Consider the following 25,545-nt stretch of genomic DNA (forward strand, 5'->3'; position numbering starts at 1 on the left):
ACTAAGAAAACCAACGACACCATAGAACAGGAGAGACGAATTATGTACCAGCACGTATTAGTCGCCATCGATGGATCTGATCATTCAAAACGCGCCGCACACCATGCGATCCAACTTGTTCAAGGTACGCCTGGGGCAAAAGTGACCATCATTTGTGCCGTCGATTATGGAAAATCCGAAAAGGAAAGCAATCGCGGGCTCACAAGCGAGCAAATAATCGACGCTGCCCACGAGCACCTGTCGCCATTCGAAGACATTTTCCGCCACGCAGGCATCCGTGTGGAAAGCGTCATTGTACAGGGAGCACCCGGACCGGCCATCGTCTCCCATGCGAACGAACATCCATACGATATAGTCATCATCGGCAGCCGCGGCTTGAATCCTGTTCAGGAATTTGTGCTCGGCAGCGTCAGCCATAAAGTGGCAAAACGCGTCAAAGCGCCTGTCTTGGTCATCAAGTAAAAAGAAACTGCATGCTGCGGAACTGTTCGATTCCACACCTCTAAACAATATTGGAATCCGCAGCCTGTTATGCAGGAAAACGGAAATGGGGATCACGATGCATAGAGGAAAACGCAATTCCATCGCCGATGTGCCGGGCGTCACCGTCGGCCATGTCACGCTCGATGAAAAGATCAATGATGAGGAATCGGTCTGCACCGGCGTCACTGCGATCTTGCCGCATGCCGGCAACTGGTTCGAACAAAAAACGCCCGCCGCATCATTCGTGTTGAATGGATTCGGGAAAACGGCAGGACTTGTCCAGGTCGATGAACTTGGCGTGCTTGAATCCCCGATCATGCTGACTAACACCTTCAGCGTGGCGGCAATATTGCAAGGCACGATGGATTATATGCTCGCCGAGAATCCATCAATCGGCGACTCGACCAGCTCATTGAATTTGCTTGTCGGTGAATGCAATGACAGCTATTTGAATTCGATGCGGCGGATGGCGGTCGAACCGGCTCACGCTGCCCAGGCAATTCGCACAGCTTCTCCTGACTTTGCACAAGGGGCGGTCGGTGCCGGCAAAGGGATGATCTGCTACGGCGTCAAAGGCGGTATCGGTTCTTCTTCACGCACTGTGGAATACGGGGATGAACAGTTCACGGCCGGCGCACTCGCTTTGACCAATTTCGGACGCAAAGAAGAAATCGCCATTGCCAATTGGCTGCCGGAAAATGCTCCGGAACAGCGACCGGATGGATCCGTCATCATCGTCATTGCCACCGATGCGCCGCTCGATAGCCGCCAGCTGAAGCGGCTCGCCAAACGTGCGGCGATCGGGCTCGGCCGAACCGGCACGCATGTACATAACGGCTCAGGGGATATCATTATCGCCTTCTCCACCGCTTATACGATTCCCCACCAGCAGCAATCGCCTTTTACCGAGTTGCGGGTATTGCGCGATGACCACGAAGTGATGGCTTCGCTTTTCCAAGGCATTATCGAATCTACGGAAGAAGCGGTCTATCAATCGCTGTTCCATGCAGAGACCACTTTTGGGCGTCTTGGCCGCGTCGTCGAAAAAGGTCTGTTCGAATAAAAATAAAACGCAAAAAACCGTCCCGCTAATTCAGCGGAACGGTTTTTTACATAGCAGCAATGGAATACCCGACAGCAAACAGCAGCAAGCCGGAAACAAGCGTCGCGGAAAGATAAAATATGCCCTGTTTCCAATGGCCGTCTTCAAAATCCTTCACGCTATCGAGCGCCATCGTCGAAAACGTCGTGAAGGCGCCGAGAAACCCGAAGATGACGGAAGCTGCCGGCACACCTGCCCCCAGGCATGCGCCGATGATCAGCGACCCGAGGCTGTTGACGAACCAAGTCGCCAGTTTCGGCTGGCGCGCACGATTTTCCACCGCCATATAACAGAGATAACGGGCCACCGCCCCGAGAAAGCCGAATATAGCGATGCCGATCATTTGACCGCCCCCTTGCGCCCCGTCAATAACCCCAAAGCCGCCGCTACAATCGACGTAGACGTCATGCCAAAAGCATAAATGATGCCTGTAAACAATGACGATTCAAGCAAGCGGAACCAATCCGCCGAAAAGGCGGAAAAGCTCGTGAACGAACCGATCAGCCCGGTCGAGACGAACAGCCGCGTCTCCGCCGAACGCTTCACCAAGCGGGCTGCTGCAATGCCGATAACGAAACTTCCGAGAATGTTCACTAGCCACAAACCCAGCCCCGCTCCAGCGAATTGAAACACAACCGTGCGGAGAAGCGATCCGGCCATGCCGCCAAATCCTACAGCCAATACATTTTTCATAAAATCCCCCGAAACGTTTTCTCCAGTATACCTTATTCAGGGATGAGCGTTAATTCGGCTCCTTCCACATCGCCTTCGATTCGGGTTTCATGAAACTCGCCTTGCGCCCATTTATCGACTTGGTTATGGAAGAAATCGGATTTCACGTGGCCGCTTAGCCCCGGCCCGACAATATGATAGGCTTTCGATAAATCGGCAAGGTCGGCGACAAAACGCCAAGAGGCCCCGTGGTCGACATCGCCGTCATCATTGAAAGCCGCCGCCTGGACCGTGATATTCGAGCCGCCCACCGGCACTTTGTCCGGATTCAGGAAACGTTCAAGAATCGGCGATGCCCCGGCGACGGGATGCGGGAAGGTCAATTGATGGTAGTCGCCCCATTCCCAATCTTGCGGATTATCGCCTTGTTCGCTTTTGATATCGGCAAGTGCTATATCAAGTGAATCTGCCAGCCACTTGCCGGTGCCTCCGTATTCACGTACCCATGCGCCCTCGTCGCCTTCAAAAGACCTGCGCAACAAGGCGTCCGTAATATGGTTTTTGCCTGACAGCATATCGTAAACATCTTCAGGAAATTGTTCTTCAAATAAGGTGTCCGGCAATTGGCGCATCCATGTATGGAACACGAATGGTGCAGCTTGGCCAGCACTGTCGACTTGATCCCATTTCCGCAGCATCTCGAAAATTCCTTCGTGTTCATCCGTCACGTTTTCGACTTCTGCCATCATCCCTTCCAGAAACTCTGCGGCATATAGATTTTTCTGGTCCATCTGCAAGGCCATCATGTCTTCTGCCGTCAGTTTATCGCTGCCTTCGAGCACTTCCGCAATGCGCTCATAGCGGTAAGGCTGCGCCCAGAAATCCGTGATATGGTACGGATAGCTATCATCAATGACTTGGTTATTGGCAGTTGCGATAAACCCGGATTCCGGATTGACCGAACGCGGCAGCTCATCAAACGGCACATAGCCGTCCCAGCCATATTCAGCAGAATCACCCGGCACTGGCAATTGCCCGTCGCCTTGTTTGCGTATCGGAATGCGCCCGTTCGCCTTGTACGCGATGGTGCCGTCCGTCGATGCGAAGACAAAGTTTTGTGCAGGCGCCTGGAAATCTTCCAACGCCGTTTCGAATTGTTCCCAGTTCTCGGCTTTATTGAAATTCAACACGGCCTGCAGTTCAAGCGTCGGCTCAAGCGCGGTCCATTGCATGGAAAAGACAGCGGAAGGCTCTTCTTCTTCATATAGGACCGGCGACACGACCGGGCCGTGGCGCGTGACGAGCACTTCGAAATCGACGGTCTCCCCGTCTTTTACCTTGATCGGCTCTTCCAGCACTTCTGCTTGCTCCCACTGCCCTTCGTAGCGGAACTGTGTCGGATCATCAGGGTTTGGCGTTTCGATATACAGATCCTGTACATCCGGCCCGACATTCGTCACGCCCCACGCGATCTGTTCGTTATGCCCAAGGATGATTCCCGGAATGCCCGCGAAAATGACGCCGCTGACATTTTGTTCAGGCGACTCCAAATGCATCTGGTACCAGATCGACGGGGTACTGAGGCCTAGATGCGGGTCGTCCGCCAATAGCGGCAGCCCGCTTTCCGTTTTATCCCCCGACACGACCCAGTTATTGCTGCCGTTGAATTCGGGCGGGATGACCGATGGATCGAAAGCGCCTGCGACGGAAACCGGCTGTTTCTTATTGGCTGCCAAAATCGCAGGTGCCTCTTCCGGGTAGTTGATGAACAATTCGCGCGCTTTGTCTTCCGGGAATTCATTCAACGCCCAATGCCGCACAGCGAGCGAATTCCAATGGCCGCCGAGATCATAAGCCATGAACTTGCCGATCGCCAAGGAATCGACAGGCGTCCACGGTTCGGGTTCGTAACCGAGCAGCGCGAATTCATAGCTGAGGCGCCTCTCTTCTTTCGCTTCTTCGATATACGCGTTGACGCCTTCCGCATACCATTCAAGCACTTGTTTCGCCTCTTCCCCATAGCCGGACCAAGATGCTTCCCCGGCACGGCGCAAGCTGAAGGTGCGGAAATATTTATCGGTATCGACGGCTGCTTCACCGATCACTTCAGCCAAGCGGCCGCTTGCCTGCCGCCTCGATAGATCCATTTGGAACAAACGGTCCTGTGCCTGCACATAGCCTTGCGCCCGGTACAGGTCCGCATCGCTTTCTGCCTGGATATGTGGCACGCCGATATCATCCCGTATGACGGTCACTTGTTGTTCCAGCACCCCTACTGCCACTTCTCCTTCAATGACCGGTTTCGACTTCGATATGTAAGCGTTTGCAAAAATTCCCGCAACGACTGCCAGTACGAGCAGCGACCCGAACGCAATCAACAGCCATTTCATCCATTTTTTCTTTTTCATGATCAATCCCCCTTTGTGATTTTCATTCGACCGGCTTAGTGGAAAATCCTTCCTCACCATAAAAAAAGCCTGCCGCAAGGGCAAGCTTAGTTGACGAAATCTTCTTCTCCAAGCACCAATTTCACTTTCGGCACTTGTTTCTTTTCAGTGAGGACATACAGCACATCCCCTTTCCTGAGGCGCGTCGTTCCGGTCGGCATGACGAGCTTGCCGGAACGGATGATGGCGCTGATCAAGGTTTGGTTCGGCAGGCCGATTGTCTGCACCAACTGGCCGGCGAACGGTGATTTTTCCGACAACTCGACTTCGAGCATTTCGGCATTGGCACGGTCCATCGACACCAGTTCCAGGGAATGGATGCGCCTCGGTACCGGGCGGCCATTCAATCCGAGTTTCTCGGCAAAGAACGGGATGGTCGAGCCTTGCAGCAACGCAGACGTCAGCACGATAAACGAAACGATATTGAAAAACAGGATGCTGTTTTCCATGCCCGCAAGCATCGGGAACGTCGCCAGAACGATCGGAACCGCCCCGCGCAGCCCCGCCCAGGACATGAATAATTTTTCTTTCAAGTCATAATCGAAGAACGCCGTACTGATGAAGACAGCGATCGGGCGGGCGACGAAAATCAACACGAACGATAGCACGAGCCCTTTCCAAATAAGTTCCCAGTCGGCCAATTGGCTCGGGAAAACGAGCAGTCCCAGAATGACGAACATGACGATCTGCATAAGCCAAGCAAACCCTTCATGGAAAGAGACGATCGAATAGCTATGCGTCAAATCACGTGTCCCGATCACAAGCGCGGCCAAGTAAACCGCAAGCAACCCGCTGCCGCCGAGAACGGCCGTAAAGCTATAGATGAAAATCGCAAAGCCTGCGGCAAGCACCGCATATAGCCCGGATGCATCAAGCCGGATCCTATTGATGGTCCACGAGGCGAAAAATCCAAGCGCTAAGCCAAGAACCAAGCCCAGCCCCATTTGAAGCAGGAAGCTGCCGAGCATGTTCCAGACCGATGAATCCGGGATCATAATCAATTGAACAAACGCGATGGTCAAAAACATCGCCATCGGGTCGTTCGTTCCTGACTCCGCTTCGAGCGTTGAGGAAATTTTGGATTTGATGTTTTGGCCGGCGAGAACCGAGAATACCGCTGCGGCATCCGTCGAACCGACAATGGAACCAAGCAGCAAAGCCTGCAGCCAAGTCAAATCAAAGACATAATATGCTGCGACAGCCACGATGCCTGTCGTGATCAAAACCCCAAGCGTCGCCAGGACGAGTGAACCACCGAGAACCGGGCGGATATGCTTCCACTGGGTTTGCAAACCACCTTCGAAGAGGATAATAATGAGGGCGACAATTCCGACCATCTGGGCAAGTTCCGCATTGGAGAAATAAATGAGTCCAGAAACATCACTGCCCAACACCATGCCGAGGAACATAAACAAAACGAGCGAGGGAACGCCGGCGCGAGCTGATACTTTCGTCATCAAAACGCCAGCCAGCAGGAAGATCCCGCCGATCAGTATTACACCGTCTACACTAAAATTCTGTATATTGACCACCTACTCCGTAAATTACTTTGAATTCATTATACCATAATAATGGCTCTACTTAAAAAAGCGGCACTCCTTATAAGGAGTGCCGCCCGTTGATTTTAAGCCATATCTTCGCCGACGATTTTCACTTCCAGCTCCAAATCGATGCCGAATTTCTCGAACACCGCTTTTTTCACCATTTCAATGGTTTGGATGTAATCATTGGCCGTTGCATTGTTTTTGTTGACGATAAATCCGGCGTGCTTCGTTGAAACTTCTGCACCGCCAAATCCTCTCCCCTGCAATCCGCTTTCCTGGATCAGCTTGCCGGCAAAATTTCCCGGCGGCCGTTTGAAGACACTCCCTGCAGAAGGGAATTCAAGCGGCTGCTTGCTTTCCCGCTGGAACGTCAATTCGTCCATTTTCGCGTCGATGAACCGCTGCTCGCCGGTTTCGAGGCCGAACTCGGAAGACAGGACATAAAAGCCTTTTTTCGTGATGATGCTTTTCCGGTAGCCAAGTTCCAGCTCGTCTTTCGTCAAGACCAGCTTTTCTCCCTCTTTCGTCAAGACGGTCGCCTGTACGATGACGTCTTTGATCTCACCGCCGTATGCGCCGGCATTCATCGCCATCGCGCCGCCGATCGAACCCGGAATGCCGCAGGCGAATTCCAAACCTGTCAGTTGGCGGTCAGCTGCTGCGCGGGATACTTTCTTGATATCCGCACCGCCTTGGGCAATTACAGTTGTACCATTGATCATGATGCTGTCGAGCTTCTTGAACGTCAGCACGATTCCACGGACGCCGCCATCGCGAACGACCATATTGGAGCCATTCCCGAGCATCAAAAGCGGGATATCATTGTCATATGCGTATTTTACAGTATAAGCTACTTCATCTTCAGTTGTCGGTGTTACAAATATATCGGCCGGCCCGCCCATTTTCGTCAATGTATGCAAATGCAAAGGCTCGTCCATTTTGACGTGATCTTCCGCCACAAAACGGCGCAAATCCGTCAACCAAGTTTCTTTCATCATTCCAAGCAAATCCCTTCTAAACTTTTCGCTCTTAATAGTATCCATTTTTCATCATGTTTTGACAAGCGATATTGCCTTGTTAAGGACTAAAGTCTGGATAAATTTTATCTCTAATTAAAACTATTTTAATTAAAACCTATTGACTTCGAGATATTAATTGTTTATAGTAAAGCTAACACATACGAAATTGGAGGAATTACTCATGAAAAAATGGACAGTAGACCAAGCGCATTCAGAAATCGGATTTTCCGTGAAACACATGATGATCTCAAAAGTGAAAGGCTCTTTCGCTTCATATGAAGCACAGGTGGAAGCGAATGAAAACAACCTGGAAAATGCATTGATCGATTTCAAAATCGACGTGACAAGCATCGATACCAATAACGAAGACCGCGACAACCACTTGCGCTCTGCAGATTTCTTCGATGCCGAACAGCATCCCTACATTACGTTCAATGCCACAGATATCCGCCAAAAAGACGATGACGAATATGAGCTTGAAGGCGATTTGACGATCAAAGGCGTTACGCGCCCTGCGAAATTCGAAGCGGAATATGGCGGCAAAGCTACCAACCCTTGGGGCGTCGAAGTCGTTGCATACAACGTCAACGGCAAAATCAACCGCAAAGATTTCGGTTTGACATGGAACCAGGCGCTTGAAACAGGCGGCGTGCTTGTCGGCGAAGACATCAAATTGAACTTGGAAATCCAAGCGAACCCAGCATAAGTAAGCACAAAAAAGAAGCAGCCGCCGCTGCTTCTTTTTTGTGTTTTACATGCCGCCTTCCAATTTTTTCAGCGGTTTCACGGCAGGGCCTTCCAATACTTCCCCCGTATGTGAGAAGCGCGAGCCGTGGCACGGGCAATCCCACGAGGTTTCGGCATCATTCCACGCCACGTCACAGCCCATGTGTGTGCAGGTCGGTTTGACAAGATGCACTTGGCCGTATTCATCGCGGTAGCCGCCCGCTTTTTTGCCGTCCACTTTGACAAGCCCGCCCTGCCCTTTTTCAAGGTCATCGACAGTCTTGGATGCTTTTTTCAATTTGCCGCTGACCAGTTCTTTCGCCACTGAGGCATTGTCTTTCAAGAAGCTTGCCGCATCGGCCGTTTTTACTTTCGGCCGCGTTGGATCGAATAACGCAGCGTACGGGTTGTCGCGCCCGACGATTTGGTCGGTCAAAATCCGCCCCGCAATAGCGCCGTTCGCCATGCCCCATTTATGGAATCCGGTCGCGACGAGGATGTTTTCATAGCCGGCGGTGATCGTTCCCACATAAGGGATTTTATCCAAAGTCGTCAAATCCTGTGACGACCAGCGATATGGGATTTCTTCTGCTGCAAAATAATCTTCGCCGAATTTCGCCAGATTCTCGTAATGTTCCATCGTCTCAACAGAACTTTGGCCGGTAGCATGGCCGTCGCCGCCGAGCAGCAAGAGTTTCTCCCCGTCTTCTCCCGGCGTAAACCGGATCGAACGCGATGGGCTGTCGGCGCTGATGTACATGCCTTCTGGAATCTTGCCAGCGGTCCGGACGGCAATGGCATAGGAGCGGTTGACTGACAGCCTGGAGAAATACATGCCATCGAAATCGTTGAACGGATAATGCGTCGCAACGACTACTTTATCGCATGATAAATGAGATAAGTTTTCTGTCTGGATGACCGGGTCTTTTTTGCTTAGGATTTTCATGGCGCGGCTTTGTTCGTGTATGTCCACGCCCATTTTCTCCAGCTCTTTTACAAGGCCGGTCAAAAATTTCACCGGATGGAACTGTGCCTGGTTGCGCATGACAAGCGCTTCTGTGACAGGGAATGGCAGCTCCGACTCTTCGCGCGCAAGCCCCCCGTCGATACCCAGTTGCTGGTACGCTTCCGCTTCTTTCTCCAATAACTTCACCGTGGAATCTTTCGTTGAATAGATGAACGCATCCCGATGCGAGAAATCGCAATCGATGTTCAGCTCTTTTGCCGTTTCTTCGATAAATTTCAACCCGGCCATATTGGCTTCGTAATAAAGCTTCGCTTGTTGTTCACCAGCCAACTTGATCAACGGTGCATAATATAGGCCGTGCTGGGCCGAAATCTTCGCAGTCGTATACCCCGTGACGCCATCGATCAATTTCCCGGCATCAAGAAGCGTTACTTTCTTTCCTTCTTTCGCCAATAGATAGGCGGTGATGACACCGGCAATACCAGCCCCCACTACTGCAACTTCCGCGGACTTGTTGCCGGTAAATGCCGGATAATCCGGCAGTTCCTTATAGGCTCTCCAAAAAGACTCCTTCGATTCGGGAATGCGGCTTTGCTGTTCATTTTGAGACATGCTGCCCCTCCTTTATTGAATGTTTTGCTTATTGATTGTCTACCCCTATGTGGAAATTGCTAATCAATAAATGGACGAAGGGCAGCTGAGTCCATTTATTTGCGACGCATCTGCCACGCAGATGTGGGAGCAAACTAGCGAGGCTTGCCTCGGACATTCGTTTGCGAGGCTTGAGCAAAGCGAAAGTCGAGCAAATAAATCGATAAAGGACAGCTGACCCCATCCATTTGATTGGAAAAGCTTAGTCCCGCCGATTCTAAGCAAAAAAAAAAGACGGCAACGCCGAAGCGTTACCGTCTTTCCCATACATTATGCGTTTACTTTAGAAAGTGATCCTGCTGATTCTTTTACGCGTTCCATGCCGTCTGCGATGATTTGCTCAGCGCGGTCAGGGTACATATTGTGCCCTTCGATGATGACTTCTTCGATGTCTGTGATGCCAAAGAAATTCATGATGCCGCGGATATAGTTGACGCTCATTTCGCTAGGTGCCGCTTCCGGAGTCGAGTAGACGCCGCCGCGCGCGTTCAAGATGATGACTTTCTTCTCTGGAACTAGACCGACTGGGCCTTCTTCCGTGTACTTAAAGGTCATTCCTGCACGGTAAACATAATCGATGAACGTCTGCAATGCCGCCGGAATCGTCATGTTCCACAACGGGAAGGCGAACACGACTACATCTGCATCCATGAATGCGTCCATCGCTTTGTTGGCTGCAGTCAAAATACGTTGTTCAAGATCGGACAATTCTTCTGCTTGTGCGGATTTTTGCATCGCATCGAAGAAATCCTGGCCGAAGTATGGCATGTCTTCTGCAAAGACATCGAACGTGTTGACTTCTGCATCCGTCTTCAAGTTCTCCATGAAGACCTCGTGCATTTTACTTGAAACGCCCTCAGAAGCCGGGCGGTTATTGGCTTTTACGACTAAAATGTTTTCCACTGATAAAAACTCCTTTATGCTATCATTATTATTCTTCAATTCGAGACTTTTTAATTATAAGTAATTCAAGATATAAAGTCAACGAGCTTGCTCAGCTCAGTCGCCATCGCAGGAATCTCCTGTGCAAAAGCTTGTCTTCGCCTTGCCGATCGGCTTCAATGCCGGGCGCATGCCTTCCTCTTCCCCAATCTGCTCCAGCGCTTCAATGAACGCTTCAAGCGGCTGCGCACCGGAAATGGCGTACTTTCGGTTAACAACGAAAAACGGGACGCCTTGCACGCCGATCTGCCCGGCTTCTTGGATGTCTCGTTCGACTTCGCCCTGAAATTGGTCCGACTCCAGGACTTCCGCCGCCTGGTCGCGGTCAAGCCCTGCTTTTTCAGCAATCGACAGCAACGTTTCCGCGTTGCTGATATTATGCGCTTTTTCGAAGTAATGATGCATCAATAGCTCGGTCAGGCGATGTTCTGCATCTTGTGTGGCAGCCCATTTGACGAGCCGGTGCGCAGAAAATGTATTGGCGTGCGGCATGTTCTCCACATCGTAATGCAAATCAAACGCTTTCGCTTGTTGTGCCACGCCCGCTGACATTTCCTTTGCCCGTTCGAGACTTTGCCCCATCTTCTCTGCCAAGTGTTCATAGGCAAATCTGCTGGAGTCCACTGGCGCATGCGGATCCAATTCGTATGCTTTAAATGTGATCTCCGCTTGGCTTTCGTAGCCTGAGCGCACGAGTGCCTGTTCCAATGTGCGTTTTCCTATATAACAGAATGGACAAACATAATCTGACCAGACTTCGATTTTCATAACTATTCACCTCGCCACTTACTATAGCAATGACATAGATACGCCACAATTTTTTTGCTTGAAAATAATTCCCAGCACAAAAAAACTGATCCCCCATGAGGGAATCAGCTTAAAGCTTCGGTAATGACCGGAACGATTTGTTTTTTTCTTGAGACGACGCCCGGCAAAATCACGCGGTTGTTGACGACGCTTGACTGGAAGGCAGATTCGATGATGTCTGCGCGGCGGCCAAGGACGATTGCTTCCGAGTTATTGTTCAGGATATCCGTAACGGCAAAGACAAAAAGGTCCAAGCCTTTTGTAGCAATCGTATTGCCGATCAACACTTCCAGTTCCGCTTGGCGCATCAGCACTTCCGATACGTCGATAGCATTGACTTGCGCCACTTCAAACCGGTGGTTGCCCGCTTCGAATTCCTTGGAGTCGAGCGTAATCAAATCTTCCAGCGTTTTATTGCTCAGATCGGCACCGGCTTTCAACATGGCAAGGCCGTACTCTTTGGAATCGACGCCGGCGATATCTGCCAGTTCTTTCGCCGCTTGAATATCCTGGTCGGTGCAGGTCGGGGATTTGAACAGCAAGGAATCCGAAATGATTGCCGACAGCATCAACCCGGCAATACCAGCCGGCACTTCGACGGCATGCTCTTTATAGAGCTTCAGTAAAATCGTCGCTGTGCAGCCGACAGGTTCTGCGCGGAAATAAAGCGGGTCGGTTGTTTCGAAGTTAGCGATCCGGTGATGGTCGATCACTTCGATCACTTGCACTTCGTCGATATCGTCGATGCTTTGCTGGCGCTCGTTATGGTCGACAAGAATGACTTGCTTCACTTCGTCTGAAGCGCGCTTTACCAGGCGGGGGGTTTGGGCTTTAAAATGTTCGAGTGCAAAAAGCGTCTCATTGTTCGGTTCACCTAGGCGGACGGCTTCAGCGTCCATCCCGAGCTCTTTCTTCAGATAGGTATAAGCGATTGCCGAACAAATTGAGTCAGTGTCCGGATTTTTGTGACCTAATACAAAAACTTTTGACATGAATAATGGCCTCCTGGCTTGTGTAGTTTCTGTGATTATTCTATCACAAATTGCCCCTCCAGAAAAAATCTGCTACTGAAAACCTAGTGTTTTCCAGTATTCCACCGACTAAATACGGAAATGATTTTAGAATTATCAGTATTTTTAAAGTTTAGTGTGTACTTTAGCATACTTGAATGGTATTATATGACTAACTAATCCTATATTCTTGGAAGGAAGATGTGCCAGTGACTATATTATTGGAAAAGAAATACATTCCCTTGTCCCATTATTTCCAAGGCGCGACAAATTCAAGCATCCGTTTGACGTTTTCGGAAATCGAACAGATTATGGGCCAGAACTTGCCCAATGCCGCTTATTTGAACAAAAGCTGGTGGAAAAAGTCAAAACCCCCCGCGAAACATTTTCACGCCTGGATGGACGCTGGCTACCGCGTGACGGAAGTCGAGCCCGACCGCTACGTCGTCTTCGAGAAAGCGGACGCCAAGCACACAGCAGCCGACACGGACGCCGAAGACAAAGACATTTTGTTGATCCGAACCGCTGAACACGGGGATGCCCGCTCACTGGCCTTGCTCCAAAAAGCCGTAGAGGCTGAATCCGACTTCATGCTTTACGGCAAAGATGAACGTTCCCTTTCCACACAGCGTGTCCGTAAGCAAATCATTGAATGGAAACAAAGCGGCCATTCCACCATCATCATCGCCATCTTGAACGGCCAGCACGTCGGCTATTTGATGGTCATCGGCAATGAAGCGAAGCGGGCACAACACCGTGCATCACTGGTCCTCGGCCTCCTGAAGGAAGCCCAAGGAAAAGGCATCGCCAAGTCCCTTCTTGAAAAAGCGGAAGACTGGGCCAAGCAAAAAGGAATCAGCCGCCTGGAATTGACGGTCCTCGGAGCCAACGAACGCGCCCGCAAGCTGTATGAAAAAGCTGGGTTCGAAGCAGAAGGCACGCGCCGCCGCTCACTTGTCATCGACGGCAAGGAACACGACGAAATTTACTTGGCCAAGTTTTTGGATTGAGCCGCCATTTAAAAAATGCCCGCCATTCACTGTTGAATGGCGGGCATTTTTCTTTGCGTTGATTAATTCAACACCGTTAACCATAGATACAGCCCGGTCAAGGTGATGAACAAGGTCGGGACGGTGAGGATGATGCCGACTTTGAAATAATAACCCCAGCTGATTTCGACACCTTTCGCCTTCAATACGTGCAGCCATAAAAGTGTCGCCAGCGAGCCGATCGGCGTGATTTTCGGACCAAGGTCGGACCCGATGACATTGGCATAGATCAAGGCGTCGCGCATGACGCCGTCCGTGTTCGTCTCGGCGATGGCCAAGGCATTGATCATGACCGTCGGCATATTGTTCATGCCTGACGACAGGATCGCCGCGATAAAGCCCATGCCGATCGTCGCCGCATACAAGCCATGTCCCGCTGTCCATTCAATCGCTTGCGCGAGAACCGAAGTCAATCCGACATTGCGCAAGCCGTAGACGACGACGTACATGCCAATTGAGAAGAAGACGATCGCCCATGGCGCGCCTTTTAGTACCGTCATCGTTTCAACGTGCTTGCTGTTGCGCGCAATCGCCAGGAAAATGATCGCAATTGAACCAGCAATCAAGGAAACCGGAATTTCCAACGATTCGCTCATGAAGTAGCCGATCAGCAAGACCGCAAGAACGACCCAAGACAGGCGGAAAATGCGGATATCCTTGATGGCGCTTTCCGGTTTTTTCAACACGCCGGGATCGAAACGGCCCGGGATGTCTTTTTTAAAGAATAAGAACAGCACAAGCATGCTTGCCAGTATGCTGAATAAGTTCGGAACGACCATATGCAATGCGTATTCCGTAAAGCCGATGCCGAAGAAATCTGCCGACACGATATTGACCAAGTTGCTGATGACAAACGGCAATGACGCCGTATCGGCGATAAAGCCGGATGCCATGATAAACGGCAAAATCATCGTATCGCGGAATTTCAACGCCCTTACCATCGCGAGAACGATCGGCGTCAGAATTAGCGCTGCGCCGTCATTGGCGAACAAAGCCGCTACGACCGCGCCAAGCAGTGTGACGAGGAAAAACATGCGCAAGCCGCTGCCTTTGGCAAAACGCGCCATATGTAAAGCTGCCCATTCGAAAAATCCGATTTCATCCAATATCAAGGAAATGATGATCAAGGCGACAAACGTCAATGTCGCATTCCACACAATTCCCGTAACGTCCCACACATCGCCGAAATCAACGACGCCAAACAGCAAAGCGACCACTGCCCCGGCAATGGCCGACCAGCCGATCGACAAACCGCGCGGCTGCCAGATGACGAACAGCAATGTGACCAGAAAAATAATTATCGCTAACCAAACACCCATTTCAATTCCAACTCCTTAATTGCAATTCACTTTCTTGCCTTCCGCAATGAGCGATTCCACTGTGCGTTCGGGTTCGGGCAGCATCGCAAGAAGCGATGACAGCACGCCGAAAAGCCCATGCTGATCATTAAGCGACCAGATCGTCCAGCGCCCGCGCTTTTCTTCGCAGATTAGCCCAGCTTGCTTGAGCTTGCGCATATGCTGGCTGATGGCCGGCTGCGTCATATCGAGCAACTCCGTGAATTCGCAAATGCACAACGCCTCTTTTGATAAGTATTTCAAAATCAGCATGCGGGTTTCATCACTCACCGCTTTCAAGCTCTGCTCCATTTGTTTATAGTCCATTTCAGTCACCTCTTTTTTGGCAATGGATTCATTATATAAGCGAATGCTTATGTATGCAAGAGGGCATTTGGTTCTTTACTGATTTCAAACACAAAAAAACCGCCCCCATATTGGGGAGCGGTTTGGATGGTTCCTTATTTATTTTTCAAGCAATTTCAAGGACTCGCGGTTGAATGCAGGGATGTCATCCGGCTGGCGGCTTGTGACCAACTGGTTTTGGCATACGACGACTTCTTTGTCGACGACTTTCGCGCCCGCATACTCCATATCAACTTGAATCGACTTGAAGCCCGTAGCATCACGGCCTTCCAAAGCTTTCGCCGTGATCAATAGCTGCGGACCGTGGCAAATGGCAAAGACCGGTTTTTTCGCATCCATGAAGGCTTTCGTGAATGTCACGAAACGATCATCTGCGCGTAATTGGTCCGGCGAGAAACCGCCTGGCAATAACAGCGCATCGAATTCATCCGGGTTCACTTCGTCGATGCCTTTATCGATGGTGACCACGGCTTCGCCTTGCTTGCCTGTCACTTTCTTGCCCGCTTCCTTTTCGATATTGATCAGTTCATGGCCCGCTTCGTTAAACGCTTTTGCCGGTTCTGTATACTCCACATCTTCAAACATATCTGTAATTAACGTTGCAATTTTTGCCACTTTCCTTCACTCCTTCTGTTTATGTGCTCCCTTTCAGTATTCCACGAATTGGAAAGCTTAAACATCCGGATTACGGACGGAATTTCGAGACAAACGGATTTTCCGATTCCCAGAAACGGTACGGATAATGGACCGCTTCCTGTGAATTGCCGATGCCGACGCGCGGGCCGGTCGACACCGCATGCACAGCTTCGCCTTCAGCAATATAAAGCGGGCGCTCCGTGAAATGGTGGCCGTTATAGTCCATCGTGATGCCCATCGCTTTCGTCAGTTTACCGGGGCCGCTCGTCCATTGCTTCATCGGCATATGCTGCCCTCTGCGCTCCGCCATGAACTCGGCGCCTTCGACTGGCTCGACCGCGCGGATCAAAATGGCACGCGGCGTTTCTTCCGGCCCGCTGACGACATTCAATAATGTATGTGTATGCATCTGATACGTATACACGAGGCCCGACCTGCCGAACATCACTTCCGTACGTTTGGTGCGGCGGTTGCCGAAACTATGCGCAGCCCGGTCGTCTGCGCCCATATAGGCTTCGGTCTCGACGATCCTGCCGGCGACAATTCCACCGGGCAATTCATGGACCAAGATCTTCCCTAATAAATCACGCGACAAATCGAGTGTCGGCGCTTCAAAATAATTCGCCTCCAATGGCTCAAACATGCTAACCCCTCCTAACGGTATTATACCGAATGAGGGGCGGTCACTGCATCGATTAAGGGTTCAACGTCTTCAATACGGCCTTCATGGAATGCCTGAACAATCGCACTGCCGACGATAAAGCCGTCGACATCGTTACGCAGCCTATCGACGTGGCTTTCTTTCGAGATGCCGAATCCTGCATAGACGGGGACAGGGCTCAATTCCCTTACTTTTCGCGTGAAGGCGCCGACTTCTTCCGCCAACTCATCACGGCTTCCCGTAATGCCGGTCACGGTGACCGCATAAACGAAACCTTCCGCCTGCTTCAGAATTTCTTCCAGGCGGCTCTCGATGGTCGTCAAGGTGACAAGCTGGATCAGCACAAGTTCCTGCTGTTTCGCGAACGGTTCAATCAATTGGCGATGCTCAAACGGCAAATCCGGAATGATGACGCCTGAGGCCCCCGCTTTTTTCGCTTCCTGCGTAAAACGCTCCGCCCCGAAGCGAATGACCGGATTCAAATAGGTCATGATGATGAGCGGGACTTTCACTTCGAACTCAAAACGTTGCATTGCATCGAGCACTTTTTCCAACGTGATGCCTTCCGCAAGCGCACGGTTCCCTGCCGCTTCGATCGTCGGGCCATCAGCAACGGGATCCGAGAACGGGATGCCAACTTCAATCGCCGTCACCCCGCGTTCTTGCAGATGCCGGATCTGCTCACCAAGTTTTTCAATGCCGCCGTCGCCTGCCATGATATAGGCAACAAAAGCTTTATGCCCTGCTTGTTTCAGTTCTGCTAATCGTTTCATGACAGCCCCTCCAATTTTTCGGCGTATGTCGCCATATCCTTATCGCCTCTGCCGGACACGCAAATGACGAGCAATTCATCCGCTGTCATCGACTGCGCTTGTTTTTTTGCTTCCGCTACCGCATGGGCCGATTCCAAAGCCGGAATGATGCCCTCTAAGCGCGACATTTCAATGACCGATGCGAGCGCCTCATCGTCCGTGATCGCTTCATAAGTCACGCGCCCATTATCCGCCAGATGCGCATGTTCCGGCCCGATGCCTGGGTAATCGAGACCCGCGGAAATCGAATGCGCTTCCTGCACTTGCCCGGCATCGTCTTGCAATATCTTCATCATCGCCCCGTGCAGCACGCCTTCCGAACCTTTCGTCAAAGTGGCTGCATGGCGCTCGGTATCGACACCTTCGCCCGCCGCTTCGGCCCCGATCAAGCGGACTTTTTCATCGCCCACGAACGGATGGAACATGCCAATGGCGTTGGATCCGCCTCCGACACATGCGACAACCGCATCCGGAAGACGCCCTTCTTTCTCGAGGATTTGCCGCTTCGTTTCCTTGCCGATGACGCTTTGGAAATCGCGCACCATCGTCGGGAAAGGGTGCGGCCCAAGTGCCGATCCTATCAAATAGTGGGTGTCTTCAACATTGGTGACCCAGTAGCGCAACGCTTCATTCACTGCATCCTTGAGCGTGCCGCTGCCTTTTGTCACACTTTCCACTCGCGCGCCCAACAGTTTCATCCGGAACACATTAAGCTGTTGGCGTTTGATGTCTTCTTCGCCCATGAAGACGACGCAGTCCAAATCGAACAAGGCACAAATGGTAGCCGTCGCGACGCCGTGCTGGCCGGCCCCGGTTTCTGCGACGATTTTACGTTTGCCCATGCGCTGTGCGAGCAGCGCCTGGCCGATCGCATTGTTTACTTTATGCGCACCGGTATGGTTCAAGTCCTCGCGCTTCAAATAGATTTTCGGCCCACCCCACGCTTCGGTCATGCGCGCCGCAAAGGTCAGCGGCTGCTCACGTCCGACATATTCCTTCAGGTAATGGTGATATTCCTTTTGGAACTCATCGTCGTTTTTCGCCTCTTCATAAGCCGCTTCCAACTCTTTGACCGCTTTCATCAAAGTTTCAGGGACAAACTGGCCGCCGTAGCGACCGAAAAAACCTACTGGATCGATCGTCTTCTCTTGTGTTTTTTCCATCGAATCACCCTTTGCCTGTAGTATGAATTGCTGAATCTTCACTTCGTCTTTTCGGCCATCGGTTTCCACGCCGCTCGACACATCGACCATGAACGGAGCAGTTTGGCTGATGGCCGCTTGTACGTTGTCTCTATTCAAACCACCCGCTAAAATGAGGCGGCTATGATCCAAATTCACGTTTTCCAGGAGGCTCCAATCAAACACACGCCCACTGCCTCCCCGGTAGTCCGCGCCTGGTGCATCGACCAATACATAGTCCGCAATCGAGTGGTTCAGTTTTTTCACATCCTCCGGCGTGCGGATGGAGAACGCCTGAATGACCGGCACTTCAATGCGCCGGATCAATTCGTCCGGTTCATCGCCGTGCAATTGCACCATCGTCAGCGGCACCGTCTTGACGGCCTTGTCGATTTCTTCAAAGGAAGCGTTGACGAATACGCCGATCCGCTGCACGCCATTATTCGCGAGACGCGATAATTCCTGCGCCCGTTCGATCGATACACGCCGTTTGCTAGGGGCAAAGACGAAGCCGATGGCATCTGCTTGTGATGCGGCTTTAACGTGCTGCTCTTCCATCAACCCACAAATTTTAACACGTGTCATTGCGCTGCCTCCTGTCCTGTTGCCCGGCGGATCCAGCTTGCCGGATTTTCCGAACGCATCAACGCTTCCCCGACCAATACGCCTTGCGCGCCGAGTTCGTAGGCGCGGTGCGCATCCGCTGCATCGTTCATGCCGCTTTCGCTGATCAGCACCGAACCGCTGTCGAACGCAAATTTCTCAGCCAGTTCTGCCGTCCGCTCCAATGACACTTCAAAAGTTTTTAAATTGCGGTTATTGACGCCGATCAATTGTGCGCCGAGCGCTACGGCTTTTTTCAGCTCTGCTGCATCGTGCACTTCCACTAAAATTTCCAAGTTCAGCGACTCTGCATAGCTGAATAAACGTTCTAATTCTTCGTCAGAAAGGGCTGCGACGATCAATAGAATGATTGTCGCACCAGCCGCTTTCGCCCGTTCGATTTGGATTTCACTGACCATGAAATCTTTGCACAACACCGGCACCGAAACTGCGCGTGCCACTTTCTTCAAATCGTCGATGGACCCTTTAAAATATTGCTCATCCGTCAAAACGGAAATGGCGGCTGCGCCGGCCCCTTCGTATTGGCGGGCTTGTTCAACGACGTCCACTTCCATGCGGATGGCGCCTTTTGATGGGGATGCGCGCTTGATTTCCGAAATGACGCCGCGGCTTTTTCGCAAGCTGTCGATAAGTTTCGGTTTATTTGGAAATTGCTCAACAGCTGGATAACTGTCTTCATAAGTAGTGATTTCCTGCCGTTTCGTATCCATAATCTTATCCAATATCGTCATACGAGCACCCCCGATGCGAGGCGGTGCAGTTCATACACACGCGCCGTTTCGCCTGAAATGATTGATTTTCTTGCCTGGTGCACGCCTTCTGCAATGCTCGCGGCACGTCCGCTCACGTAAAGCACCGTTCCCGCATTCAGCGCTACCGTGTCCAAGTACGCGCTCGGCGTCCCGCCGATCACTTGCATGAAAATCTCGGCATTACGCTTCGAATCGCCACCGCGAATCGCCTCGATCGGCGCTGTCTCAAGCCCAACTTCGTGAGGATGGACCGTCATGCTGCGCTTGCCTTGTTCGTCAAAGACAATCAATTGGTTGGTTCCGGAAAGAGACAGCTCATCCAAGCCGCCAGCCCCGTGGACAATCGCCCCGCGCTTTCTGCCGAGGCGCATCAAGGCATCGGCCATCGGTTCCATCATATCCGGGCGGTAGACGCCGCTCATTTGGATGGCAATCGGCAAAGGATTGGCGAGCGGCCCGACCAAATTGAAGATGGTCGGCGTGCCGATTTCTTTGCGCACCTCGCGCAAGCCTCCGAGCGCTGGATGGATCGCCGGTGCAAACAAAAAGGCGATGCCCGTCTGTTCGACGAGTGCCGGCAGTTCGGTTACAGCCAATTGAGTGGATATCCCGATCTCTTCCAATAAATCCGAGCTGCCCGTTTTGCTGGAGACACTTCGGTTGCCATGTTTTGCGACGCTCATGCCGCAGCCCGCCAAGACAAAAGCCGTCAATGTGCTGATATTGAAGCTGAACGATTTGTCGCCGCCGGTGCCGCAAACATCCACCAGCTCACCCGCCACTTCCGGAAGCGCGACTGCTTTCTCCCGCATCGCCAGCACCATGCCGACCAGTTCATCGGCCGTCTCGCCCTTTTCGTGCAATTCGCTCAAGAATTCCTTCATCTGCTGGCGGTCCATGCGCCCTTCCAATAATTCCAATGCTTGCTGTTTCATTGTATGTTCATTTCTATGCTCTGCTCTGCTCATCTCAATCTCTCCTCGTCTCGTTTTTAAATGCAAAAATCCCCGCAACCGGGATCGATTCCGGTTGCGGGGACGGTTTTAACCGCGGTACCACCACGCATTAATGCATTTTGCACTCACTTAAACAGGCTTCTTAAGCCTTTCCCTTTAACGCAGGGATACGTCCGCCATACTCGCTTCCGCTTTCCGGCTGGCTCTCATAAGTCCATTCGCACAGCACTTCTAATCAGCTTCCACCACCCGCTGACTCTCTAAATAGAGGCCACTGCCTACTCGTCTCATTCCTCGATTTATACTCTTCTGTTCTCTTCTCTGCTAACTCTTCTCTCGAATAGACTTGCCGCTACCAACAAGTTGTCCTTCATACTAAAAGGTTTTGTATATTCTGTCAAGTGTCAAACTTCAAATCCTCCACATTCGCCGTTCAATCAAATTCACTTAGCGCACTCTGCTTGTTTTCATGCCTGTCGCCCGGCCGAGGAAAAAAGGATGCCGGTGCCGTTCAGCTGCAGTCAAAACCGGCGCTAAACAGCAATCATGGACGAGCGACAGCCCATACCACTCTTGCCAACTTTTCGATTTGAAAAACGCCTGGACCTGCCTGTGCTCCGGCGTGTCCGGCGCGCACTCTCCCCAAGACAGCCAGTCGGGCCGTCCCGCCAGTTTACAGAAATTGCGCCAGAACTTTTCCTCCAAAGCCCCAAGCGTCACGAAGCGTCCGTCTTTCGTTTCGTAAATCGCGTAGCTGATGTGGCCGCCGCCAATGTCCGGCACACCGTGCTCCGATAATCCCGCTTCCGCGTAAGCATCGTGATTCGGCAGAAACTCCGCCATCACTTCCGCAAGTGCAATATCCAGATAAGCCCCCTCGCCCGTCCGGAACTTTCGGATCAGCGCCGCGAGGATCTGCTCAGCGGCAAGCAATCCCCCAGTATAATCAGCGAGTGTATTGGTCGGATGCACTGGCCGGCCGATTTTATCGCGGAGTTGGTCCAAGGCACCCGAAAGCGCCAAGTAATTCAGGTCATGGCTGCCGAGATGCGCAAGCTCACCTGCTTGCCCATACCCCGATAGGGAGCAATAGACAATATCGCCTTTATACTCTTTGACACTTTCATAATCCAGCCCCAGCTTGTTCATGACGCCGGGACGGAAAGTTTCGATGAGAGCGTCAGCAGAACGCACGAGCTCAAGCACCTCGCGCTTGCCGCTTTCTGATTTCAAATCCAGCTGGACGATTTTTTTACCGGCATTATGCGCACGGTGCACCAGCCCGCCGCCCATCCTGCGTGATGGATCGCCGTTCGGCGGTTCGACTTTGATGACCTCCGCACCAAATTCCGCAAGCCGCATGCCGGCAAACGGCCCCGGCACATAATACGTCACATCCAGGACACGGACGCCAGACAATGCCTTTTCCATTTAGAGCCCCATCCGCTTGGCGATGATGGTTTTCATGATTTCATTCGAACCGGCATAAATCGCTGCGACCGGAATGTCCCGGTAGCGCCGGGCAATTTTGTATTCTTCCATATAACCGTAGCCGCCGTGCAATTGCATGCATTCACCCGATATTTTCTTCGCCGTTTCAGTCAGCCAGTATTTCGCCATCGACACTTTCGAGACGACGTCTTTTCCGGCCATGTGCTCTTCAATCAAAGATTCAAGGAACGCTTTGCCGAGTTCGATTTCGGTCGCCATTTCCACCAATTTGAATTGGGTGTTTTGGAATGCGCTGATCGGCTTGCCGAATGCTTTACGGGATTTTACATAATCGATCGTCATTTCGAGCATATCTTCCGATGCAATTTGCGCGGCAAGCGCCACGACGAGCCGCTCCTGCTGCAGCTTTTCCATCAAATAGGTAAAGCCTTTGTTTTCTTCGCCGACCAGATTGGCGGCGGGCACTTTGCAATCTTCAAAATACAGCTCGGACGTATCTTGCGCATGGAGCCCGACTTTATCAAGCTTGCGCCCTTTCGTGAAGCCTGGCGTCCCTTCTTCGACCATCAAGAGCGAGATGCCTTTATGCTTCGGTTCCGCCTTCGGGTCGGTCTTGACGACCACTAGCACATGGGTCGAATTGATGCCGTTGGTGATAAAAGTTTTTTGCCCATTGACGATGTAATGGTCGCCGTCTTTTACGGCCGTTGCGGAAATATTGGCGAGGTCGGACCCGGCGCCTGGTTCAGTCATCGCAATGGCGGTGATATACTTGCCGCTGATGCACCCCGGCAACCAGTCCTGTTTCTGCTGTTCTGTCCCGTATGCTTCAATATAAGGGACGGTAATGTCGTTATGCAGCCCGACACCCGTCAAGCTCGCCCCGACGCGCTCCATTTCTTCGCCGATAATGACGCCATAGCGGAAATCGAGACCGAGTCCCCCGTACTGTTCTTCGACTTGAGGGCATAAAAAACCCATCTCGCCGAGCTGTTTCCAGAACGATTTCGGGATCAGGCGGTCTTTTTCCCATTGCTCGTACTGCGGCACCGCTTCTTTTTCCAAAAACTTGCGCAAGGATTTGCGGAACATCGTATGTTCTTCTTCTTCAAAACGATATCTTCCCATTTCTCCCATTCCCCTTTTCTTACTTTATTTCGGCTGCATGCGGATCGCGCCGTCCAAGCGGATCACTTCGCCGTTCAACAACGGATTTTCCACAATGCTTTCGACCAATTTTGCGTATTCCGCAGGGCGCCCAAGACGCGCCGGAAACGGCACGGTCGCAGAAAGCGAAGCGATGGCCGTTTCCGGCAAGCCGTCGAACATCGGCGTTTTCATGAGGCCCGGCGCAATGGCCATGACACGGATGCCATCACGCGCCAATTCACGCGCAATCGGCAAAGTCATCGAGACGATGCCGCCTTTTGAGGCACTATAGGCCGCTTGCCCGATCTGGCCTTCAAATGCCGCGACGGATGCGGTCGAAATGATGACACCGCGTTCGCCGTTTTCATTCGGCTCGTTGGTTTGCATGGCCGCCGCCACAGCGCGCAATACATTGAAACTGCCGACCAAATTCACTTGAATGACTTTTTCAAATCGGTCGAGCGCAAGCGGCTGCCCTTTCGACACGACTTTTCCAGGTGTGCCGATGCCTGCGCAATTGACCAAAAGATTGACGCCACCGAGCTGGCCCACTGATTTCTTCACATTTTCTTCCACCTGAAGTGCGTTTGTTACATCTGTTTCTAAATAACTGACTTGCCCTTCACTGAAATCACCCATCACCTGTTGCGCACGCTTTTCGTTCAAATCAAAGATAATCGCACGCCCGCCGTTTTCAGCGATATGGCGCACGGTCGCTTCACCAAGACCCGATGCGCCGCCTGTCACGATGGCGGTTACTTTTGCAAAATCCATTCCATTCTCCCCTTTGCCGATGTCTTTCACTAATTATGTGAGTCTTTCGATGACGGTCGCATTGGCCATCCCCATGCCTTCGCAAATCGCAAGCAAGCCGTAGCGGCTACCAGAGCGTTCCAATTCATGCACAAGCGACACCAATAATTTCGTGCCGGTCGCACCGAGTGGATGCCCGAGTGCGATCGCGCCGCCGTTGACATTGAGCTTGTCCGGGTCTCCTCCGATATCCGATAGCCACGCAAGCGGAACAGGCGCAAATGCTTCATTCACTTCGTAGCGGTCCATATCTCCGATTGACAGCCCGGCTTTCTCCAGCACTTTTTTCGTCGCGGCGATTGGCCCCGTCAGCATCAAAGTTGGATCCGACCCCACAACCGCGCGGGCGAGTATGCGTGCTTTCGGTTTCAAACCGAGCTGATCGGCTTTTTCTTTTGACATCAATAAAACAGCGGACGCCCCGTCGCTCATTTGGCTGGCGTTGCCTGCCGTGATGACGCCTTGTTCATCGAAAGCCGGCTTTAACCCGGCGAGCACTTCTTCGGTCGTTCCAGGCCTCGGCCCTTCGTCTTTTGTGACTTTCTGAAAATCGCCTTGCTCATCCGGTACATCTACAGAAACGATTTCCTTATCGTATACACCTGCATCGATTGCGTTTTGTGCCCGTTGGTGGCTTTGTACAGAATAAGTATCCAGTTGCTGGCGGCTGAATCCCCATTTTTCAGCTATGCGTTCTGCAGACAAGCCCTGGTTGATGATTTCGTATTGATCGGTTAATTTTTTACTCGGTTTCGCCCCTTGCATATTGGAAAACATCGGCACGCGCGTCATGCTCTCGACGCCGCCCGCGATGACGACATCCATATCGCCGGACAGAATCGCTTGCGCTCCGAAATGCACGGCTTGCTGGCTCGATCCGCATTGGCGGTCGATGGTAACCCCCGGCACAAAATCCGGGAACCCGGCAATCAATGCTGCCGTTCTGGCGATATTGCCGCCTTGTTCGCCCGATTGCGAAACACATCCGAGAATGACGTCTTCCACGCTTCCTTTATCGACGCCTGCGCGGTTCACTAATTCTTCCAATACGACAGCTGCGAGTTCATCCGGGCGCATCTCCCGGAATTGCCCTTTGCGCCTGCCGACTGGCGACCGGACACCTTCAACGATAACTACTTCTTTCATTCATGATCACTCCTAATTTGATATCGCTTTCATTAAATTAAACTGAATTGAATGACTATTCACTCACCTTCGTTAATTGTACAAGAATCCTTAAAGGATTACTACATGAAAAAGGGGCAGACGAAATTTCAGGCAAACAAAAAAACCCTGCAGCCAATAGACTAACACAGTAAAATGAGACACTATAAAACACCTTCGAGATGGTACACTTACCACAAGTACTGAAATCGGAGGTGTTTTT

The 25,545-nt window shown here is 51.8% G+C and carries 25 protein-coding genes and 1 other annotated feature; of the genes, 4 read left to right on the plus strand and 21 right to left on the minus strand.

Annotated elements, in window-relative coordinates; all coding sequences use genetic code 11:
• Positions 1-42 precede the first annotated feature (42 nt).
• Entirely contained in the window at positions 43-462 is a 420-nt protein-coding gene (locus AB9R92_RS01985) for a universal stress protein (RefSeq protein WP_370667856.1), read from the plus strand.
• 97 nt (positions 463-559) lie between these two features.
• A complete protein-coding gene (locus AB9R92_RS01990; protein ID WP_370667857.1) occupies positions 560-1,546 on the plus strand; it encodes a P1 family peptidase in 987 nt (328 codons plus the stop codon).
• 46 nt (positions 1,547-1,592) lie between these two features.
• On the opposite strand, the gene AB9R92_RS01995 is transcribed toward AB9R92_RS01990, so the two are convergent.
• The 5 genes from AB9R92_RS01995 to murB form a co-directional block, all read right to left on the minus strand.
• Positions 1,593-1,928 carry a fluoride efflux transporter FluC gene (locus AB9R92_RS01995; RefSeq protein WP_370667858.1) on the minus strand — a complete coding sequence of 112 codons (336 nt, stop codon included), beginning with the start codon at positions 1,926-1,928 and terminating at the stop codon, positions 1,593-1,595.
• Positions 1,925-2,278, minus strand: a complete 354-nt coding sequence (locus AB9R92_RS02000; protein WP_370667859.1) for a fluoride efflux transporter FluC — start codon at positions 2,276-2,278, stop codon at positions 1,925-1,927. The genes AB9R92_RS01995 and AB9R92_RS02000 overlap by 4 nt, the downstream gene beginning before the upstream one ends.
• 32 nt (positions 2,279-2,310) lie before the next feature.
• Positions 2,311-4,665, minus strand: coding sequence for a penicillin acylase family protein (locus tag AB9R92_RS02005; RefSeq protein ID WP_370667860.1), 2,355 nt, complete (start codon positions 4,663-4,665; stop codon positions 2,311-2,313).
• 86 nt (positions 4,666-4,751) lie between these two features.
• Positions 4,752-6,227, minus strand: coding sequence for a potassium/proton antiporter (locus AB9R92_RS02010; RefSeq protein WP_370667885.1), 1,476 nt, complete (start codon positions 6,225-6,227; stop codon positions 4,752-4,754).
• A 101-nt stretch (positions 6,228-6,328) separates the two neighbouring features.
• Positions 6,329-7,246: a UDP-N-acetylmuramate dehydrogenase gene (gene murB, locus AB9R92_RS02015; RefSeq protein ID WP_370667861.1), complete on the minus strand. Its 918-nt coding sequence runs from the start codon at positions 7,244-7,246 to the stop codon at positions 6,329-6,331.
• Between the two features lie 202 nt (positions 7,247-7,448).
• Between murB and AB9R92_RS02020 the strand changes: the two genes are divergently transcribed.
• Positions 7,449-7,973: a YceI family protein gene (locus AB9R92_RS02020; protein ID WP_370667862.1), complete on the plus strand. Its 525-nt coding sequence runs from the start codon at positions 7,449-7,451 to the stop codon at positions 7,971-7,973.
• Between the two features lie 45 nt (positions 7,974-8,018).
• Here the strand turns inward: AB9R92_RS02020 and AB9R92_RS02025 are convergent, their stop codons facing one another.
• The 4 genes from AB9R92_RS02025 to AB9R92_RS02040 form a co-directional block, all read right to left on the minus strand.
• A complete protein-coding gene (locus tag AB9R92_RS02025) occupies positions 8,019-9,572 on the minus strand; it encodes an FAD-dependent oxidoreductase (RefSeq protein ID WP_370667863.1) in 1,554 nt (517 codons plus the stop codon).
• 309 nt (positions 9,573-9,881) lie between these two features.
• Positions 9,882-10,514 carry an FMN-dependent NADH-azoreductase gene (locus tag AB9R92_RS02030; RefSeq protein WP_370667864.1) on the minus strand — a complete coding sequence of 211 codons (633 nt, stop codon included), beginning with the start codon at positions 10,512-10,514 and terminating at the stop codon, positions 9,882-9,884.
• A 96-nt stretch (positions 10,515-10,610) separates the two neighbouring features.
• On the minus strand, positions 10,611-11,321 hold the full coding sequence (locus tag AB9R92_RS02035) for a DsbA family oxidoreductase (RefSeq protein WP_370667865.1): 711 nt from the start codon (positions 11,319-11,321) through the stop codon (positions 10,611-10,613).
• Positions 11,322-11,425: 104 nt separating this feature from the next.
• Complete coding sequence (locus tag AB9R92_RS02040; protein WP_370667866.1) at positions 11,426-12,352, minus strand: manganese-dependent inorganic pyrophosphatase; 927 nt, start codon at positions 12,350-12,352, stop codon at positions 11,426-11,428.
• A gap of 227 nt (positions 12,353-12,579) precedes the next feature.
• Between AB9R92_RS02040 and AB9R92_RS02045 the strand changes: the two genes are divergently transcribed.
• Positions 12,580-13,380, plus strand: a complete 801-nt coding sequence (locus AB9R92_RS02045) for a GNAT family N-acetyltransferase (protein WP_370667867.1) — start codon at positions 12,580-12,582, stop codon at positions 13,378-13,380.
• Between the two features lie 62 nt (positions 13,381-13,442).
• On the opposite strand, the gene AB9R92_RS02050 is transcribed toward AB9R92_RS02045, so the two are convergent.
• The 12 genes from AB9R92_RS02050 to AB9R92_RS02105 form a co-directional block, all read right to left on the minus strand.
• Positions 13,443-14,738, minus strand: coding sequence for an arsenic transporter (locus AB9R92_RS02050; protein WP_370667868.1), 1,296 nt, complete (start codon positions 14,736-14,738; stop codon positions 13,443-13,445).
• Between the two features lie 15 nt (positions 14,739-14,753).
• Positions 14,754-15,083, minus strand: coding sequence for an ArsR/SmtB family transcription factor (locus tag AB9R92_RS02055; protein ID WP_370667869.1), 330 nt, complete (start codon positions 15,081-15,083; stop codon positions 14,754-14,756).
• Between the two features lie 138 nt (positions 15,084-15,221).
• Positions 15,222-15,737: a type 1 glutamine amidotransferase domain-containing protein gene (locus tag AB9R92_RS02060; RefSeq protein WP_370667870.1), complete on the minus strand. Its 516-nt coding sequence runs from the start codon at positions 15,735-15,737 to the stop codon at positions 15,222-15,224.
• Positions 15,738-15,807: 70 nt separating this feature from the next.
• Positions 15,808-16,401: a DNA-3-methyladenine glycosylase gene (locus AB9R92_RS02065; protein ID WP_370667871.1), complete on the minus strand. Its 594-nt coding sequence runs from the start codon at positions 16,399-16,401 to the stop codon at positions 15,808-15,810.
• A 20-nt stretch (positions 16,402-16,421) separates the two neighbouring features.
• Positions 16,422-17,192, minus strand: a complete 771-nt coding sequence (gene trpA / locus AB9R92_RS02070; RefSeq protein WP_370667872.1) for a tryptophan synthase subunit alpha — start codon at positions 17,190-17,192, stop codon at positions 16,422-16,424.
• Entirely contained in the window at positions 17,189-18,997 is a 1,809-nt protein-coding gene (gene trpB / locus AB9R92_RS02075; protein ID WP_370667873.1) for a tryptophan synthase subunit beta, read from the minus strand. The genes trpA and trpB overlap by 4 nt, the downstream gene beginning before the upstream one ends.
• A complete protein-coding gene (trpC, locus tag AB9R92_RS02080; RefSeq protein ID WP_370667874.1) occupies positions 18,994-19,767 on the minus strand; it encodes an indole-3-glycerol phosphate synthase TrpC in 774 nt (257 codons plus the stop codon). The genes trpB and trpC overlap by 4 nt, the downstream gene beginning before the upstream one ends.
• Positions 19,764-20,756, minus strand: coding sequence for an anthranilate phosphoribosyltransferase (trpD, locus tag AB9R92_RS02085; RefSeq protein WP_370667875.1), 993 nt, complete (start codon positions 20,754-20,756; stop codon positions 19,764-19,766). The genes trpC and trpD overlap by 4 nt, the downstream gene beginning before the upstream one ends.
• A 62-nt stretch (positions 20,757-20,818) precedes the next feature.
• Positions 20,819-21,048: a binding site (T-box leader), on the minus strand.
• A gap of 143 nt (positions 21,049-21,191) precedes the next feature.
• Positions 21,192-22,175 carry a CaiB/BaiF CoA transferase family protein gene (locus AB9R92_RS02090; protein ID WP_370667876.1) on the minus strand — a complete coding sequence of 328 codons (984 nt, stop codon included), beginning with the start codon at positions 22,173-22,175 and terminating at the stop codon, positions 21,192-21,194.
• Positions 22,176-23,324: an acyl-CoA dehydrogenase family protein gene (locus AB9R92_RS02095; protein ID WP_370667877.1), complete on the minus strand. Its 1,149-nt coding sequence runs from the start codon at positions 23,322-23,324 to the stop codon at positions 22,176-22,178. It lies immediately after the preceding gene.
• 24 nt (positions 23,325-23,348) lie between these two features.
• The gene (locus AB9R92_RS02100; RefSeq protein WP_370667878.1) at positions 23,349-24,119 is read right to left on the minus strand and encodes an SDR family NAD(P)-dependent oxidoreductase; all 771 of its coding nucleotides are present in this window, start codon (positions 24,117-24,119) and stop codon (positions 23,349-23,351) included.
• A 33-nt stretch (positions 24,120-24,152) separates the two neighbouring features.
• Positions 24,153-25,304 (minus strand): thiolase family protein, encoded by a 1,152-nt coding sequence (locus AB9R92_RS02105; RefSeq protein ID WP_370667880.1) that lies wholly within the window; start codon positions 25,302-25,304, stop codon positions 24,153-24,155.
• Between the last annotated feature and the right edge of the window lie 241 nt (positions 25,305-25,545).

This window comes from Planococcus sp. SSTMD024 (genome assembly GCF_041320495.1).
Taxonomy (GTDB): domain Bacteria; phylum Bacillota; class Bacilli; order Bacillales_A; family Planococcaceae; genus Planococcus.

Bases quoted from the DNA above. Each gene is read 5' to 3' on its own strand.
- AB9R92_RS01985 (WP_370667856.1), top strand. From the start codon at position 43: ATGTACCAGCACGTATTAGTCGCCATCGATGGATCTGATCATTCAAAA.
- AB9R92_RS01990 (WP_370667857.1), top strand. From the start codon at position 560: ATGCATAGAGGAAAACGCAATTCCATCGCCGATGTGCCGGGCGTCACC.
- AB9R92_RS01995 (WP_370667858.1), bottom strand. From the start codon at position 1,928: ATGATCGGCATCGCTATATTCGGCTTTCTCGGGGCGGTGGCCCGTTAT.
- AB9R92_RS02000 (WP_370667859.1), bottom strand. From the start codon at position 2,278: ATGAAAAATGTATTGGCTGTAGGATTTGGCGGCATGGCCGGATCGCTT.
- AB9R92_RS02005 (WP_370667860.1), bottom strand. From the start codon at position 4,665: ATGAAAAAGAAAAAATGGATGAAATGGCTGTTGATTGCGTTCGGGTCG.
- murB (WP_370667861.1), bottom strand. From the start codon at position 7,246: ATGATGAAAGAAACTTGGTTGACGGATTTGCGCCGTTTTGTGGCGGAA.
- AB9R92_RS02020 (WP_370667862.1), top strand. From the start codon at position 7,449: ATGAAAAAATGGACAGTAGACCAAGCGCATTCAGAAATCGGATTTTCC.
- AB9R92_RS02025 (WP_370667863.1), bottom strand. From the start codon at position 9,572: ATGTCTCAAAATGAACAGCAAAGCCGCATTCCCGAATCGAAGGAGTCT.
- AB9R92_RS02035 (WP_370667865.1), bottom strand. From the start codon at position 11,321: ATGAAAATCGAAGTCTGGTCAGATTATGTTTGTCCATTCTGTTATATA.
- AB9R92_RS02040 (WP_370667866.1), bottom strand. From the start codon at position 12,352: ATGTCAAAAGTTTTTGTATTAGGTCACAAAAATCCGGACACTGACTCA.
- AB9R92_RS02050 (WP_370667868.1), bottom strand. From the start codon at position 14,738: ATGGGTGTTTGGTTAGCGATAATTATTTTTCTGGTCACATTGCTGTTC.
- AB9R92_RS02055 (WP_370667869.1), bottom strand. From the start codon at position 15,083: ATGGACTATAAACAAATGGAGCAGAGCTTGAAAGCGGTGAGTGATGAA.
- AB9R92_RS02065 (WP_370667871.1), bottom strand. From the start codon at position 16,401: ATGTTTGAGCCATTGGAGGCGAATTATTTTGAAGCGCCGACACTCGAT.
- trpA (WP_370667872.1), bottom strand. From the start codon at position 17,192: ATGAAACGATTAGCAGAACTGAAACAAGCAGGGCATAAAGCTTTTGTT.
- trpB (WP_370667873.1), bottom strand. From the start codon at position 18,997: ATGACACGTGTTAAAATTTGTGGGTTGATGGAAGAGCAGCACGTTAAA.
- trpC (WP_370667874.1), bottom strand. From the start codon at position 19,767: ATGACGATATTGGATAAGATTATGGATACGAAACGGCAGGAAATCACT.
- trpD (WP_370667875.1), bottom strand. From the start codon at position 20,756: ATGAGCAGAGCAGAGCATAGAAATGAACATACAATGAAACAGCAAGCA.
- AB9R92_RS02090 (WP_370667876.1), bottom strand. From the start codon at position 22,175: ATGGAAAAGGCATTGTCTGGCGTCCGTGTCCTGGATGTGACGTATTAT.
- AB9R92_RS02095 (WP_370667877.1), bottom strand. From the start codon at position 23,324: ATGGGAAGATATCGTTTTGAAGAAGAAGAACATACGATGTTCCGCAAA.
- AB9R92_RS02100 (WP_370667878.1), bottom strand. From the start codon at position 24,119: ATGGATTTTGCAAAAGTAACCGCCATCGTGACAGGCGGCGCATCGGGT.
- AB9R92_RS02105 (WP_370667880.1), bottom strand. From the start codon at position 25,304: ATGAAAGAAGTAGTTATCGTTGAAGGTGTCCGGTCGCCAGTCGGCAGG.